At 65.0% G+C, this 14,792-nt stretch carries 14 protein-coding genes; 6 read left to right on the top strand and 8 right to left on the bottom strand.

The genetic code is table 11. The annotated features are described in order from the left end of the window. Nucleotides 1-36 precede the first annotated feature (36 nt). Nucleotides 37-921, top strand: a complete 885-nt coding sequence (locus tag ACIA48_RS16260; RefSeq protein WP_396733316.1) for a cyclopropane mycolic acid synthase family methyltransferase — start codon at nucleotides 37-39, stop codon at nucleotides 919-921. A gap of 6 nt (nucleotides 922-927) precedes the next feature. On the opposite strand, the gene ACIA48_RS16255 is transcribed toward ACIA48_RS16260, so the two are convergent. After that, complete coding sequence (locus ACIA48_RS16255) at nucleotides 928-2,178, bottom strand: KasA/KasB family beta-ketoacyl-ACP synthase (RefSeq protein WP_396733313.1); 1,251 nt, start codon at nucleotides 2,176-2,178, stop codon at nucleotides 928-930. A gap of 137 nt (nucleotides 2,179-2,315) precedes the next feature. On the opposite strand from ACIA48_RS16255, the gene ppk2 reads away from it, so the two are divergent. Next, nucleotides 2,316-3,194: a polyphosphate kinase 2 gene (gene ppk2, locus ACIA48_RS16250; RefSeq protein ID WP_396733310.1), complete on the top strand. Its 879-nt coding sequence runs from the start codon at nucleotides 2,316-2,318 to the stop codon at nucleotides 3,192-3,194. Here the strand turns inward: ppk2 and ACIA48_RS16245 are convergent. Both ACIA48_RS16245 and ACIA48_RS16240 read right to left on the bottom strand, forming a co-directional pair. Beyond that, a complete protein-coding gene (locus ACIA48_RS16245) occupies nucleotides 3,122-3,670 on the bottom strand; it encodes a DUF5994 family protein (RefSeq protein ID WP_396733307.1) in 549 nt (182 codons plus the stop codon). The two genes, ppk2 and ACIA48_RS16245, sit on opposite strands and share 73 nt — an antisense overlap. A 378-nt stretch (nucleotides 3,671-4,048) precedes the next feature. Beyond that, nucleotides 4,049-4,252: a cold-shock protein gene (locus ACIA48_RS16240; RefSeq protein WP_014209407.1), complete on the bottom strand. Its 204-nt coding sequence runs from the start codon at nucleotides 4,250-4,252 to the stop codon at nucleotides 4,049-4,051. A 331-nt stretch (nucleotides 4,253-4,583) separates the two neighbouring features. Here ACIA48_RS16240 and ACIA48_RS16235 point away from each other — a divergent pair, with 331 nt between their 5' ends. Beyond that, nucleotides 4,584-5,936, top strand: coding sequence for a DUF4185 domain-containing protein (locus ACIA48_RS16235; protein WP_396733304.1), 1,353 nt, complete (start codon nucleotides 4,584-4,586; stop codon nucleotides 5,934-5,936). A 25-nt stretch (nucleotides 5,937-5,961) separates the two neighbouring features. Then, a complete protein-coding gene (locus tag ACIA48_RS16230; RefSeq protein ID WP_396733302.1) occupies nucleotides 5,962-6,657 on the top strand; it encodes a peptidoglycan recognition family protein in 696 nt (231 codons plus the stop codon). Between the two features lie 4 nt (nucleotides 6,658-6,661). On the opposite strand, the gene ACIA48_RS16225 is transcribed toward ACIA48_RS16230, so the two are convergent. Then, nucleotides 6,662-6,985, bottom strand: a complete 324-nt coding sequence (locus ACIA48_RS16225) for a DUF4333 domain-containing protein (RefSeq protein ID WP_396733299.1) — start codon at nucleotides 6,983-6,985, stop codon at nucleotides 6,662-6,664. Nucleotides 6,986-7,014: 29 nt separating this feature from the next. Between ACIA48_RS16225 and ACIA48_RS16220 the strand changes: the two genes are divergently transcribed. Beyond that, nucleotides 7,015-7,272 (top strand): hypothetical protein, encoded by a 258-nt coding sequence (locus tag ACIA48_RS16220; RefSeq protein ID WP_396733297.1) that lies wholly within the window; start codon nucleotides 7,015-7,017, stop codon nucleotides 7,270-7,272. Here ACIA48_RS16220 and ACIA48_RS16215 read toward each other — a convergent pair. After that, nucleotides 7,267-8,679 carry a peptidase gene (locus ACIA48_RS16215; RefSeq protein ID WP_396733294.1) on the bottom strand — a complete coding sequence of 471 codons (1,413 nt, stop codon included), beginning with the start codon at nucleotides 8,677-8,679 and terminating at the stop codon, nucleotides 7,267-7,269. The genes ACIA48_RS16220 and ACIA48_RS16215 overlap by 6 nt on opposite strands. Nucleotides 8,680-8,808: 129 nt before the next feature. Between ACIA48_RS16215 and ACIA48_RS16210 the strand changes: the two genes are divergently transcribed. Continuing rightward, the gene (locus ACIA48_RS16210) at nucleotides 8,809-10,431 is read left to right on the top strand and encodes a serine/threonine-protein kinase (RefSeq protein ID WP_396733291.1); all 1,623 of its coding nucleotides are present in this window, start codon (nucleotides 8,809-8,811) and stop codon (nucleotides 10,429-10,431) included. On the opposite strand, the gene ACIA48_RS16205 is transcribed toward ACIA48_RS16210, so the two are convergent. The 3 genes from ACIA48_RS16205 to ACIA48_RS16195 all read right to left on the bottom strand — a co-directional run bounded on the left by ACIA48_RS16205 (nucleotide 10,428) and on the right by ACIA48_RS16195 (nucleotide 14,694). Then, on the bottom strand, nucleotides 10,428-11,399 hold the full coding sequence (locus tag ACIA48_RS16205) for a hypothetical protein (protein ID WP_396733288.1): 972 nt from the start codon (nucleotides 11,397-11,399) through the stop codon (nucleotides 10,428-10,430). The genes ACIA48_RS16210 and ACIA48_RS16205 overlap by 4 nt on opposite strands. A 75-nt stretch (nucleotides 11,400-11,474) precedes the next feature. Then, complete coding sequence (locus tag ACIA48_RS16200) at nucleotides 11,475-13,274, bottom strand: bifunctional serine/threonine-protein kinase/transporter substrate-binding domain-containing protein (protein ID WP_396733286.1); 1,800 nt, start codon at nucleotides 13,272-13,274, stop codon at nucleotides 11,475-11,477. Between the two features lie 70 nt (nucleotides 13,275-13,344). Then, nucleotides 13,345-14,694, bottom strand: a complete 1,350-nt coding sequence (locus ACIA48_RS16195; RefSeq protein WP_396733284.1) for a cytochrome P450 — start codon at nucleotides 14,692-14,694, stop codon at nucleotides 13,345-13,347. Nucleotides 14,695-14,792 lie beyond the last annotated feature (98 nt).

Genomic DNA, 14,792 nt, shown 5'->3' with positions numbered 1-14,792 from the left:
GGAGTCATTTAAATCTATTTAGTAGGGTCGTCAACAATGACTGATATCAAGTCCAGATCGACAGATATGCGGCCCCACTTCGAAGAAATCCAGGCCCATTACGACCTCTCGGACGAATTCTTCGGACTCTTCCAGGATTCCTCGCGAACGTACAGTTGCGCGTTTTTCGAGCATGAGGACATGACGCTCGGCGAGGCGCAGTTAGCCAAAATCGATCTGGCGCTTGGCAAGCTGGATTTGCAGCCCGGTATGACGTTGCTCGACGTCGGCTGCGGCTGGGGGTCGGTGATGAAGCGCGCGGTCGAGAGCTACGACGTCAACGTCGTCGGCCTGACCCTGAGCAAGAACCAGACCGTCTACTGTGAGCGACTGCTCGACGACATCGACACCGAACGCTCCCGCCGGGTGCTCATGCACGGTTGGGAGGAGTTCGAAGAGCCGGTCGATCGCATCGTGTCCATCGAAGCATTCGAGGCGTTCCCGAAGGAGCGCTACGGGGCGTTTTTCGAGACGTGCCACCGCATTCTGCCGAACGACGGCCGCTTGGTGCTGCAGACGATCATGGGCCATCCGCTGAAACGCTGGCCCGAGATGGGCATCCCCATCGTGATGAGCGACCTGAAGTTCATGCGGTTCATCGCCAAGGAAATCTTTCCCGGCGGCTCGATCCCGTGCGATGAGGACATCGTCGAATATTCCGGCAGCGCAGGGTTTTCCGTGCAGCACGTCGAAACGCTGAACCCGCACTACGTGCGCACGCTGCGCACGTGGGCAACGAACCTCGAGGCCGCGCGTGACGCCGCCGTCGCAGCAACATCCGTCGAGGTCTACGACCGATACATGCGCTATCTGATCGGGTGCGCAGACTTCTTCGAGCGTGGCATCAGCGAACTCGGCCAGTTCACGCTGACCAAGGCCTGACCGCTGTCAGGCCGTGCCGAAGGCCAACGTGACGTTGTTACCGCCGAGGCCGAAGGAATTAGACACCGCGTACCGGTAGTCGCCGTGCCGTGGCCGGTCGGCCACCACGTCCAGATCGATCTCGGGGTCGAGCGCCTTGAGATTGCGTGTCGCCGGTACGACGCCGTCGCGCAGCGCCTGCACCGTCAGCACCGCCTCCACCGCACCGGCGGCACCCAACGAATGACCAAGTGCAGCCTTGGGCGCATACACCGCCGCCGCGTGGTCACCCAGTGCGCGCCGGATCGCCCGCGCCTCGGCCAGATCACCGAACGTGGTCCCGGTGGCGTGCGCGTTGATGTGGTCGATGTCCGTCGGTTTGAGCCCGGCTAGCGCGATCGCTCGGCTGATGGCGTCGCCGGCCCGTTCCCCGCTGGGGTCCGGGTTGACGACGTCGTAGCCGTCGGACGTGATCGCCGCGCCCATCAGACGGGCCAGGATCTGGGCGCCGCGGGCTTTGGCGTGTTCCTCGGTCTCGATGAGCATCAGTGCGCCCGCCTCACCGAACACCATGCCGTCGCGGTCGGTGTCGAAGGGCCGGCATGCGCCTGCCGGATCGTCGTCGTTGGTGGTCAACCACCCGAGATTGTTGAATGCCGCGACGGGTACGGCTTCGATCAGGTTGTCGACGCCACCACAGATGGCCACGTCGGCCTCGCCGAGAACGATTGCTTGCCAGGCCTCCGTGATTGCCGCGGCACCCGAAGCGTCGGCCATTACCGGCGACGTAACTCCGGCCTTCGCCTGGAAATCCAGGCCCACAGAGGCGGCCGGAGCATTGGGCATATGCATCTGCACCGCGAGCGGGTTGGCCGCCCGCAGTCCACGTTCGTTGAGGTCGTAGTACATGTTGATCATTGCCTCGGTGCTGGCCAGCGCGAGCCCGATCGAGACGAGCAGGCGGCGGGTGTCGACCTCCGGGGAGCCGGCGGCATCCCAGAGCCGACGGCCCAGCACCCGCGACATCTTCTGCATGTACGACAGCCGGCGCAACTCGACACGATTGAGGTGCTGGTCCCAATCCTCGCGGAGTGCACCGCCGATGCGAACGGGAAAGTTGTACTCGTCGACGAATGGCTTGTCGAGACGGCGAATTCCGCTCTGTCCCTCCAACAACTGCTGCCAGGTGTCTTCGGCGTTGGTCGCCAAGGCGTTGCTCGACACCACTGCAGTGACGACGACATCGGGCAGACCGTCGCCGGTGTTCTTACTCGCCATGGGTCACCGAGATTCCTTTACTGCGCTAGCTGACCTGGTCGAGATTCCCCAATTTACGGGTGAATATGCGCCTCCGCAGCGACTTTTTGGCCCCGCGAGAAACCCACAGCCAGCGGCGACTGTCCTAGCGTGGGCCTATGACCGACATCGATCTCGAGGCGCTCTCGTCGGATACACATGGCTACACCGTCAACGACGACGATGACGACGACCCCATCCTGCTCGACCACAACGGCGATCACATCGAAACGTGGCGTGAGCGATATCCGTACGACGCTCGGCTGCCCCGCGACGAGTACGACCGCGTGAAGCGGCGGCTACAGATCGAGCTGCTCAAGCTGCAGAACTGGAGCAAGCACACCGGCGCCCGTCATGTCGTTGTCTTCGAAGGCCGCGACGCCGCCGGAAAGGGCGGCACCATCAAACGGTTCATGGAGCATCTCAACCCTCGCGGTGCGCGGGTGGTGGCGTTGGAGAAGCCCACCGACCTCGAGAAGGCGCAATGGTATTTCCAGCGCTATGTCACGCATCTACCAACGGCCGGGGAGATGGTTCTGTTCGACCGCTCGTGGTACAACCGCGCCGGCGTCGAGAAGGTGATGGGGTTCTGCAGCCCCGAGGAACATGCCGAATTTCTAAGGCAGGCACCGATGTTCGAGGACATGCTCGTCAGCCAGGGCCTGGATCTCACCAAGTTCTGGTTTTCGGTGTCACCTTCGGAGCAGCGCACCCGGTTCGCGATCCGACTGGTCGATCCGGTCCGTAACTGGAAGTTCTCGCCGATGGACATGGCGTCGATCGACAAGTGGGAGGACTACACAGCGGCCAAGGAGGAGATGTTCGCCGCGACCGATACGGATTACGCACCGTGGATCGTGGTGAAGAGCAACGACAAGAAGCGCGCCCGCCTCAACGCGATGCGCTATCTCCTCGCCAAATTCGACTACGACGACAAGGACGACGAGGTCGTCGGTGAGCCGGATCCACTGATCGTGGGGCGCGCACTCGAGGACTGACGCAATCTGCCTGTCCACATTGCGCTCTCGGCCTTGGCGACACCCATGACGTTGTGCGCGGTCTCCCAGAGCTGACTACCGCGATCTGCATCTGCTGCGGGTAGGCCGGCGGCGCAGCGCATGACCATCGCGCCGAGGTTCGGCGACGTCATGTAGGGCACCACGAGCAGCTTCGCGCACGCACCGCGCCCCTCGACCTTCATCAGGCGGGGCCGCCGTGGGCCCGGCCGATCGACCTTCCGCACACCGGTGACGATCGAGTCGAGGTCGACGGGCCCCTCGGTGGGCGACCAGTTGATCCCGATATCGACGATCTCGCCCAAGGGCGCGTGCAGGACACCGATGAGCTCAGGCAGCTCCGCGGCGACCGATGCGGAATGTGGCCACCAGGCCCCGTCGATGTCGGATCCCAACTGGCGGGCGAGCAGCAGCCGCACGGGCCGCGCCATCCGGCGCGTCCCGGAGAGACCGTTCACGACGAAGGCTTAGAAGATGCTGACTTCTTCTGGTCTCTGTCCGAGAAGGTTGGCATTTCTGTCGGCTCCGTGGAGCTCCCGCGCTTCTCGACGACCTGCGGCTTGTGTGGGTGCGAAAACAGGTCCGACGATTCCATAGAACACGTCCTTAAAACGTACGGGTACAGCCCATACATACGATGTGGGCGAACTTAGATCTGTCCGCAGGCTGGTCGCAGGAGCGAAGTCAAAGGAATGCTGAGGCGAAACGGCCTGAGTCTCAATTTACCCGACCGGTAGCCCTCGTGGTGACGCGCCTCTCGATCCGATCGCAAAAGTCCCCGAAACGCGATGTGGGCCGGCGGAAAATATCCACCAGCCCACACAACGAAGATGTACTTAAACGGCTGTCACACCGACTGCCTGAGGACCCTTGGCCCCCTGCTCGACGGTGAATTCAACTCGCTGATTCTCCTCGAGCGACTTGTAACCGCTTCCCTGGATTTCGCTGAAGTGAACGAAGACATCGTCCGCTCCGCCATCCGGTGCGATAAAGCCGAAACCCTTATCGCTGTTGAACCACTTCACAGTTCCCTGCGTCATACTTTTCTACTCTTCCATTGTGAAACGGATGTCGACAGACACCCGGCTAAAAGATAGCACGGCGAATCTTGATAAACGTATTCGCTTGTGTCCCAACTGCTTTGAGAGAGCAGTCCGTCTCGAGGTGCGCGCTTTGGAAATAGTCTCGATGACTTCGCCTCAGCGACAATATTTCTGACGACCCGCCAGTGCGTATCGATTCAACGGTTACGACACGGTCACGGACTGGTACCCATCCAGGTATCAGTAGTCACAAAGACCCCACTGATCACTATCGTCACATCAGGCAGCTTATGACGTCACCGCGACGTCGTGCCATGAAAGGTGTGACATGTCGCCGCGTCAACTCATCGCATCGATATCGGCGGTATCGGCGACCGTCCTGACCGTCGCCATCGGCGTGGCACCGACCGCATTCGCCCAGCCCTGCAGCGGTGCGGCCGCCGCCATCCAACCGCCCGCAGCATCGAACACCGGCGAGACTCCTGACCTGCCGGGCGACGGGCGACCTCGAGGCCAGCGGCCCACCGGCGCGGTAGACGGCGCCGCCCTGCCCAGCCTGGGGCAGGTCCAGGGGGCGTCCCGCTACGACCAGCAGGCCGCGGTCGTGACCGACCCCGCGCAGCCTGTTCCCGATGCCAACCCGGTGGCACCGCCGGCGCCTCCTCCGCCTCCGGCGCCACCGGGTACGTCACTCGTCGGTTGGGTGACCGGACCCGAGAGCCCGAATGACACCGTCAAACGGTTCGCCATCACCGGCACCGACCTCGGCATCATGTGGGACAACGGCAGCGGCGAGGTCCTGATGGCCTTCGGCGACACCTACGGCTATTGCGGTGTTCGCGGCCAGCAGTGGCGCTACAACGTCCTGTTCCGCAGCCGCGACGGCGCGTTGTCCAACACGGTGTCAGCATCGAGTTCTCCCCTTTGGTCTCAAGGGCTTTCGAAGCAGATCATCAACAGCATCAAGTTCTCGCCGACCGAGAAAGGCATCATTCCGACCGCGGGAATCGCCGTGGGCGGCAAGCAGTACCTGAACTTCATGTCGATCAAGAACTGGGACAGCGACGGTCGCTGGACGACAAACTTCTCCGCGATCGCGGTGTCACCGGACAACGGTGAGCACTGGGGCGTCTACCCGGACTCCGTGCGTCCGGCCTCGCCCAACAGCACCGACCGGGTCCAGTACGTGGCGGGCAACGAGAACTTCCAGCAGGGCGCGTTCATGCAACCCGGCCCTGGCGACCCCTACATCTATTCGTTCGGCACCCCATCGGGACGCGGTGGCGCGGCGTACATATCGCGGGTGCTGCCCCAAGGTGTGCCGGACCTTCGCCGGTACGAGTACTGGAGTTCGGCGTCCAACACCTGGGTGCCCGGCGACCCCGGGGCGGCCACACCGGTAATCCCCGGACCCGTCAGCGAGATGTCCGCGCAGTTCAACAAGCATCTGGGCCAGTACCTGGTGCTGTATGGCAACGGCGCGAACGACATGGTGATGAGGACAGCGCCCGCACCGCAGGGGCCATGGAGCCCGGAGCGGCTGCTCGTCCCGTCGATGCAGTTCCCCGGCGGTATCTACGCTCCGTTCCTGCATCCGTGGTCGACAGGCAGGGAGCTGTATTACAACGTGTCGCTGTGGTCGGCGTACAACGTGATGTTGATGAGAACCGTTCTGCCGTAAAAGGTCTGTGCTTATCCTGAGCGCCATGGACCGCATCAGCAGGCGCAAGATGCTCTGGCTGAGCGGCGCCGGGCTGGCGGCCGCCGCCGCACCGATCGCCGTATCGGCGGTGACGTCTGCCGCGCCCGTCGCTCATCAGATCCTGTGCCGGGACGCCTGGGGCGCCGCAGCAGCCCGCCCCGGCGGCAGGACACACACGCTCAACCGCATGACGGTCCATCACACCGAAGTCACGCTGGGCGACAACGCGAACGCACCCGCCCGGCTCCGTCAGCATCAGCGCTACCACCAGGACACCCACGGGTGGATCGACATTGCCTATCACTTCAGCGTCGACCGCAACGGGAACATCTACCAGTTGCGACGTCCAGACCTCGTGGGCGACACCGCAACCAGCTACGACCCGACCGGCCACTTCCTCGTCGTCTGCGAGGGCGACTTCGACAAGGAGCAGGTGACCGAGCAGCAGCTCGATGGCACTGCCCTCGTACTGGCCTCAGCCGCACAGCAATTCGGCATCCCGACCGATACGCTGGCGGGCCATCGGGACTTCAGCCCGTCGACGATCTGCCCCGGCACGAGCCTCTATGACCACATCACGTCGGGCGATCTCCAGAACCGCGTCGACAGCCTCCTCGCTGCAGGCCCAGTCGACCTGCCGACGATCTGCGGGCCCGGGGCGACCGAGACCGTCGCCGACATCGAAGCCGGTCTGCGCTGACGCGCTAGCGCGGCCCGTCGACCTCGTAGGTCCCCAGGTCGTCCTGGAACACCACCTGCACAGTGCGTTCCGCGCCGTTGATGGTCACGGCACAGGCGAAGCCCTCGCCGGCTTCGACCTTCGGATTCTTGCCGCCGTTGCACTTGACCGCCGAGACCTCGTTCGCACCATAGCCGTTGATCGGATCGCTGAGTATCTGCGTCACCCCGGCCTCGGCCGTCCCGACATCGAGAACCGTTCCGCTGCCGAGGAATCCGGAGATCCAGAGCCCGCCGAGCAATGCCGCGCCGCCGATCACCACGATCGCGACAACCACCCCCGCGATCATCGGGAGCCGAGACTGTTGGGGGCTCGCGGGTGGCGGCGACGCCGGCGGTTGCGGTGCGGCGGGCTGCTGGTAGTACTGCGGCTGCGGAGTGGGCGGCGCAGGCGGCCAACCAGGTTGTTGCTGCGGCGGATACTGCTGCGGCGGCGGTTGATAGTGAGGTCGCGGCGGCTGCTGCGGGTATTGCGGCCGCTGCGGCGGTGGGCCCGCGGGTCGGCCAGGTGACGGTGCACCACCTGGCCGCTGCCACCAGGGTTGCCCAGAGCCGCCCTCAGGTGGGCGCGTCATGAGAACCGCTCGAAGCACTCGTCGATGCCGCTGGACAACCCCAGCCGATAGGCGAGGATCCGGGAAAAGCCCGCCGGCGCCGGAACCCCGTTGACATCACTGGCGGCCAGACCGTTGGACAGCAGCCCCGCCACCGCCTCGTCGGTGTCGCCCGGCGACAGGATGAAGTCGGCGCCGTCCCCTTCGGTCATCTGCCCCTGCGCGACGCCGGTCAGGCAGGCCGTGCGCAACGCCGCGACGGGCGTATCGAGTTTCACGCCGCGCTCCTTCTGTATCGCAAGTGCATAGCGCGACGTCACCATCGACAGCGCGGTGTTGTCGCCTTGCACCAGCACCTCATCGCTTTCCTCGTTCCGGGGCGCGCCCGCCGCCTCGAGGGCAGGCATGTCGACGAAGATCTTGTTGGAATCCGGGCAGAACGACGTCGGTTCGGTGATCGTGGCGCCTGTGCATTCGGCCCGGTCTTTGGTCAGCGACGGCGCCTCCGTCGGCTGAAAAGTAGTGTCCAGCACGGCCATCAACTTCGAGAGGGTGTCGTCGTTGATCGGGCTGTCCAGCGACGTGCCGGAGTCGAACGTGACGTGTTCGGGCAGATCACCTTGACGCTTGGTGATCTCGTCCATGTCGATCGCCGCGCACTGATCCGCACCACCGGTGAACCCCAACTGGAACGCACTGACGCGGTCGAGCGCCGAGCCGTGCGGGTCGTCGGACGGTCCGCCTTCCAGGCGGTCGCGGATGTAGATCACCCCGGCGAGCACGTGGTTCAGACCGTCGCCGGTGCTCAATGTGAACCGCTTCGAGTCTCCGGCGGCCACCCAATGCAGGTATACCCCGGCGAAGCAGTCGGCCTGTTGTTCCCTGACCAGTCCGGGGGTGTCCATATCGGCGATACCGGCCATCCATTGCAGCGCGTGTCCGTACTCGTGCGCGATCACGCCGACGACGCCCATGTCACCGAAGTACTCCTGCGCCACGGGCAGGAACACTCCGCGGTCCCAGATCATCGTGTTCAGCCGGAAGCAGAATGCGGCGTTGGGGCTTTCGTACATCGATGAGCCGCACAGCTCCGGGCTGTTCGGATCGTTCGAGTCGTAGGACGCCAGGGTGTCCACCGGTTCGAACTGGCCCGGCAGATAGTTCTCGTAGTGCTCGGTCCAGAACTCCTGAATATCGTTGACCGACAACAGTGCCAGGCGATCCATCGGCCCGTCGTCGGTGTACTCGACGGTGCCTTCGGGTTCTGGCGCATTCGGCCGCGGACCACTCGGCCCCTCGCTGACCGGCAGACCGCCGACACGCTCGGGGTTGAAAAGCATGGACGTCGCCCGGCCATCGATCACCGAAGATGTGCACGCTGTCAGCAGCAGCGCCGCGCATGCGACCGTCAGTGCGAATCGCGCGTTCACTCGATCATTACCCCTGTCAGTACAGATCTTCCTGCCCAACTTTGCCGCTTCGCGGTCTTCAGCTAGGAAGATTATGCGAAGAATCCCGCCTGCGACGGATACTGCGTGGTGGAGGAGGTGAGGATCGCGGTGGATTCTCAGAACACGCGCGTCGGCCAGATGTTCGGCCACTACCGGCTCACCGGCCTGTTGGGCCGCGGGGGCATGGGTGAGGTGTATCGGGCCGACGATACGAAGAAGGGCCGCACGGTCGCGCTGAAGATCCTCGGCGAGCAGTTCTGGCAGGACGAGAAGTTCAGGACCCGCTTCCAGCGGGAATCGCGGGCAGCCGCCGTTCTTCAAGAACCGCACGTCATTCCGATCCACGACTGGGGTGAGATCGATGGGCACCCCTACATCGACATGCGGCTCGTTGAAGGTCAGACCCTGCAGGACCTGCTGAGCTCGGGACCGCTGCCTCCCGCGCGGGCGTCGTTCATCATCGGCGGGGTCGCCGCCGCCCTGGACGCCGCACACGCCGCCGGGCTGATCCACCGCGACGTCAAACCCCAGAACGTCATCGTCACGCCGTCGGATTTCCCGTATCTCGTCGACTTCGGTATCGCCGAAGCCAAGGGCGAGAGCGGTTTGACGAACACCGGCATGCAGATCGGCACGTGGACCTACATGGCTCCGGAACGATTCCGCGACCGCGACGCCACTCCCGCGGTCGACGTGTATGCGCTCGCCTGCGTTCTCTTCGAATGCCTGACCGGCGAACCCCCATTCCAGGCGAACAGCATCGAACAGATCATGACGTCTCATCTGTTCATGCCGCCCCCGCAGCCAAGCCAGGCGAATCGGACCCTGTCACCGGCGTTCGACGACGTCGTCGCCCGCGGCATGGCCAAGGAACCCGATGACCGCTATGGCAGCTGCGGAGCGCTGGGCCGCGCGACCCAACGTGCAGTGGAGTCCGACACCACGGTCAGACCCGTCCCGGCACCCACGGTTCAGTTGCCGACGCAGCGCGCCCCGGCCTATCCGCGACCGGCGGGCGACTTCAGTAACCCGACCATGCAGCGACCGACCAACGTCGCTCCCCGGTCCTACAGCCCGCCGCCGCCGTCCTACACCCCGCCGCCAACTCCCAGTGCACCGCGGCCGGCCAGCTCGCCACCTCCGGTTGCGGCCTCGCGCAAGTGGTTGATACCTGCCGTCGTCGGGGTCGTTGCGGTGGTCGCGCTGGGCGGTATCGGGGTCGTGATCGGGCTGCTGAGCGACGAGGACTCCAAAACCGTCGCCACTGAGCCCGATCGTCCCGATCCCCCGGTCCAGCAACCCGGCACGGATCCCGATTCGAAAGATCCGGGGCCGACGTCCGAGCCGCCGCCCGCCGAGCAACCGCTTGGCGTCGGTGCACCGCCTCCGCCGCCGCTGGTCGGGCCCGACAACAGCGCCAACCGGACGAGCTGCACGGGCGACTATTCGCTGCCCGGCCGCAACGATCCCGGCACTCACGCCCGTAGGGGTTCGGCCGATACTTCCTGCCTCTTCACCGAGAGTGTGCTGCAGGCCTACTGGCGGACCTTCAGCGATGCGAGTCGTGAGCGCAGGCAGGTGCTCGCGGCGGGGTCTGTCGACTGCCGCACCGTGCTGGGTGACGGAACCGGTTGCAACGGACCGAATTTCGTGATGGAGTGCGTCGCCCGCCCCGGCGATGCTTTCATCACCTGCAAAGGCGGCAGGGATGCCGTCGTCTACTTGTTCTAGCAGTTGCCGACGGGCAGCAGAGCAGCGTGCTCCTGGAGCCAGGCCGAGACCTTCGTCAACGCCTGCGTGCCGTCGTCGAACGAACCTGAGTTCGGCGCGACGGCCACCGCAACCACGGCGAAACCATCACCAACAGGTATGACTCCGAATTGGCGGACGAGGTAGTTGCCGTCGAGCGCAGGTCCCCAGCCGCCCTTGAACTTCACACCGGGAATTCTGCCGATGCCCCAGCTCTGATCCGGGGAGATCTGGCCCATCAGGTCCAGGATCGGCTGGTTCCTCGGGTCGCAGAATGCGGACGACAGGAACGTCGTCTGGTCGCTCAGTGACCACTCGGTCTGACCGAACGCGGTGAATTCTGGTCGCACCTTTTGCGATTGGACAGTGGTCGGTGCGCCGGCGTCGGCGAGCACTGTTTCCACCCTCTTGGCCGCCGTGACCGGATCGCCCAAGCTCTGCCAAATCGATTCGGCCGCTTCATTATCCGATTGGGTGATGGCGGCGCGCATTGCGTCGGTGGTTTCCGGAGGATTGGTCTCACGCAGCCCCGCGATGGCCAGCGGCACCTTGATGGTCGACCACGCCGTTCCGGTGCTCCATTCGCCTGCCGTCACCGGTTCCGGTCCCGCGCCCACCGGGCGGACCTCGATGCCCACCGTCGCGTTGAGTTGAGCCGCGAGAGAGGCGAACTCGGTGGCGAACGGCCCGCTGTCGACGGGCGGCGGGGCGGCGGGTGTCGTGGGCGACGCAGGCACCTGCGTCGGTTGCGGTGCCGGCGCACTGCTGCTCTGCGTGGACTCGGGCTCCGGGGAGATGTTGCGGCCGATGACGACGCCGCCCCCGACGATTCCGATGGACGCCATCGCGGCGACGAGCACAACCAACAACAGAGGCCGGCGAGGACGATTCTCTTGCGCGCGGGTGTGTCTGGAACCCGGGGTTGGTCGGCTGTTGGTCGTGGTGGCCATCTCCCCCAGTATCACCGCTGATACAGCGAACTCCGCGCATCAAGGCGGCACGCTGTTGATAACAATTTGGCGCTGCTACTTCGTGGCGCCGTTGATCGTCGGCGTGGCGATCATGCCCTTCTCGACGCCCCACATCGTGGCGATCGTCTTGTATTCGCCCGTCTGAATCAGGTGTTCTAGCGCCGTCACCAGCGACTGCGCCAACCCCGAGCCCTTCGGCACCGGCCAGCCGTAGGGCGCGGAGTCGAACACGTCACCCGCCGCTTCCAGCTCACTGCCCGAGGTCTTGATCGCGAACAGCGTCACCGGCGAATCCGCCGACATCGCATCGACTTCCCCGCTGATCAATGCCGCGGTCAGGTCGTCCTGGCTGACGAACACCTTTTTGTTGATCGGCGGCAGCCCGGCTGCCTCACACACGCCGCTCTTCGCCGGAATCTCCTCGGCCTCCTGCAGAGACGGATAGGCGACGCCGACCGACAATCCGCACGCGTTGTTCGGATCCACTCCACCGCCGGGTCGCTGCGCCCACAGCGTGCCCGCCTCGAAGTACGTGACGAAGTCCGCCGATTCCTCTCGCTCCTTGGTGTCGGTGAACGACGACATACCGACGTTGAAGTCGCCGCCACGCACCGAGGGGATGATGGCCTCGAACGCGGTCTCGCGGTACTCCGGCGCCAAGCCGAGCGTGCGGGTGATCGCGTTCATCAGATCGACGTCGAATCCGACGATCTGCCCGCTGGAGTCCTTGAATTCGTTTGGGGCATAAGGCACATTGACGCCGATGATCAGTTTGCCCGTCGACCTGATGTCCTCTGGGACCGTGGCCGCGATCTCCGCCACGGCGCCAGGGCGCGCCTCCGGCGTCATTGTCGACGAACTCTCCGCCACGCTCGCGGGCTGGGCGCCGCCCGACCCGCCACGCCACTGCCAGACCCCGACGCCGCCGGCCACCAAGACCAACGCGACCGCGATGGAGGCCGCGATCATGCGCCCGGACACGCTTCGCTTGGGTGGTGCGGCACGCCGCTTGTGACGTCCACTACCGGGCAGGCGCACCGGCGTATTCAGAGCACGTCGTGCGGCAGCGGCCAGTGCGGCGGCCGATTGATAGCGCTTGTCCGGCTTCTTGGCCATGCCCTTGGCGATGACGTCGTCGAACGGCGCGAGCCTCGGATCGACCGCCGACGGCTGCGGTATCGGCTGGGTCATGTGCCCGGCGATCTGCTGCTCGAGACTCTGCGCCGGATACGGCCGCACGCCGGTCAGGCATTCGTAGAGCACGCACGTCAACGCGTAGATGTCCGACGTCGGGTCGACCGGCTTGCCCTCGAACCGCTCGGGCGCCATGTAGGCCATCGTCCCCAGGGTGCTGCCCGCCGTCGTCAGCCCGACTTCCCCCGCACTTCGCGCCAGGCCGAAATCGATCAGGTAGACGAAGTCACGGTCGGTGACCAGGATGTTCGACGGTTTCACGTCGCGATGGATAAGTCCGGCGGCGTGCGCGGCGTCCAGCGCCGTGGCGACCTGCTCGGCCACCTTCACCGAAAGCTCCGGATCCAGCGGGCCCGAGGTGTCGTTGAGCATCGTCCCGAGGTTGCGGCCCTCGATCAGGCGCATATCGAGAAAGAGTCGACCGTCGATCTCACCGAAGCTGTGGATTGGCACCACATGTGGGTCGTTGAGGCCCGCGGCAGCCTGTGATTCGCGCCGGAACCGCGCCTGAAACGTCTCGTCGGCCGCCATGTTCGGCGGCAGCACCTTGAGGGCGACTATGCGGTCGGTTTTGGTGTCGTAGGCCCGGTAGACCTCGCCCATTCCCCCGCGGCCTATCAGCCCCTCGAGCTGATAGTGCCCGAATGGTGTCGCATCCACCGTCAACTCCTCGGCGCGGGCCCCCCGCCTCACGTGTCGATCGAAACTACATCACGTTTGCCAGAAAGTCTTAATAGTGGGCGACAACCTCAGCCGCCACCTTCTTGGCGGCACGGACGGTGATCTTTCCGCCACGCTGCGGCGTCATGATGACGTGCTTGAGCCTCACCTTCTCGTCGGGCTCCGACGTGGTGTTCAACTCGACGCGGCGCAGGATCTCACGCAGCACGATCCGCATCTCCACCATCGCGAAACCCGCACCGAGACAACGCCGATTGCCGCCGCCGAACGGGAACCACGTCGTCGGACTCAACGTCGTGCCCACCATGCGGTCCGGATCGAACTTGTCGGGGTCCGGATAGATGGTCGGGTCAGCGTGCACCGACGTGATGCTCGGGACCACCATCACCCCGGCCGGTAGCTGGTATCCCCCGACCTCGACGGGTTCCTTCAGGATCCGGCCGACATCGGGCACCACCGGGCGGATGCGCAGCGTCTCCTTGGCGACCGCGTCGAGGTACTCGTCACCGGAGGCTTGGGTAACCGGGCCGGCCTCAGCCGCGGCGACCGCCCTGGCCAGAATCTCCGGGTGGCGGGTCAGCCGCTCCAAGGCCCACGCCAGCCCGGTGGCAGTGGTGTCGTGGCCCGCCACCAGCAGGGTGATCAGTTGGTCACGCAGCTCTTGGTCGCTCATCTCGGTGCCGTTCGCCTGGATCAGCATCGCCAAGGCGTCGGTGCGCTCAGCGAGTTTCGGATCAGCGCGGCGATCGGCGATTTCGGCATACAGCAGGCGGTCGGCTTCGGCCATATTGCGCGCGAACCGCCGCCACGGGAGTCGGCCGAGGAGCTTCGGCTGCGCGATTGCCAACGATTCCCACGGACCGACTTTCAGCAGCCGCGGCATCACGTCGCGCAGCGCGGCGAGCCGCGCCGGATCGCTGGCGCCGATCACCGTCCGCAGGATCACCTCCAACGTGATCTCCGACGTCTTCGGCGCCACCGGGAACGGTCGGCCCACCGGCCAGCCCGCGATGTTCTCCGCGGCGATGTCGGCCATCAGATCGGCCTGCCGGGCGACGGCGTCGCGGTGGAATGGCGCCATCATCAGCCGGCGCCGTTCACGGTGGACGTCGCCGTCGATCACCAAAACCGAACTGGCGCCCAACAAACCGCTGAGCATCGAATTGGCTTCACCTGCATGGAAAATCTGCGGGTCGCCGGCGAACACGGTTTTGATGGCATCCGGATCGGCCAGGTAGACCATCTTGCCCATCATCGTGTTCCGTAGCGTGAAGATCGGGCCGTGCCTGCGGCGGCATGCCGCAACGAACTGCGGCCACCACCGCATCATCATCACCAGCTGCAAGGCGGCGGGCATCTTGGGCCCGGGGGGCAGACCATCCTGCGCTGTTGGACTCATGCCTAATACGCTACGTGCGGGAGTGAGCCCCGGCAACAACTTCAGCGTTTCCGATAACCTCGGTCACGAGATGTGCGGCTAATGTGTCGGCGAGTCGC

Origin of the sequence: Mycobacterium sp. NPDC051804 (assembly GCF_044452905.1) — a bacterium.
Lineage (GTDB): Bacteria > Actinomycetota > Actinomycetes > Mycobacteriales > Mycobacteriaceae > Mycobacterium.
The sequence above is the reverse complement of the archived record's forward strand: the minus strand, read 5'-3'. Positions and strand labels throughout refer to the sequence as shown.

What these genes read in the sequence shown, in the direction of transcription:
- ACIA48_RS16230 (WP_396733302.1), top strand. Translation starts at nt 5,962, where the DNA reads ATGGACCGCATCAGCAGGCGCAAGATGCTCTGGCTGAGCGGCGCCGGG.
- ppk2 (WP_396733310.1), top strand. Translation starts at nt 2,316, where the DNA reads ATGACCGACATCGATCTCGAGGCGCTCTCGTCGGATACACATGGCTAC.
- ACIA48_RS16225 (WP_396733299.1), bottom strand. Translation starts at nt 6,985, where the DNA reads ATGATCGCGGGGGTGGTTGTCGCGATCGTGGTGATCGGCGGCGCGGCA.
- ACIA48_RS16260 (WP_396733316.1), top strand. Translation starts at nt 37, where the DNA reads ATGACTGATATCAAGTCCAGATCGACAGATATGCGGCCCCACTTCGAA.
- ACIA48_RS16205 (WP_396733288.1), bottom strand. Translation starts at nt 11,399, where the DNA reads ATGGCCACCACGACCAACAGCCGACCAACCCCGGGTTCCAGACACACC.
- ACIA48_RS16240 (WP_014209407.1), bottom strand. Translation starts at nt 4,252, where the DNA reads ATGACGCAGGGAACTGTGAAGTGGTTCAACAGCGATAAGGGTTTCGGC.
- ACIA48_RS16195 (WP_396733284.1), bottom strand. Translation starts at nt 14,694, where the DNA reads ATGAGTCCAACAGCGCAGGATGGTCTGCCCCCCGGGCCCAAGATGCCC.
- ACIA48_RS16235 (WP_396733304.1), top strand. Translation starts at nt 4,584, where the DNA reads ATGTCGCCGCGTCAACTCATCGCATCGATATCGGCGGTATCGGCGACC.
- ACIA48_RS16255 (WP_396733313.1), bottom strand. Translation starts at nt 2,178, where the DNA reads ATGGCGAGTAAGAACACCGGCGACGGTCTGCCCGATGTCGTCGTCACT.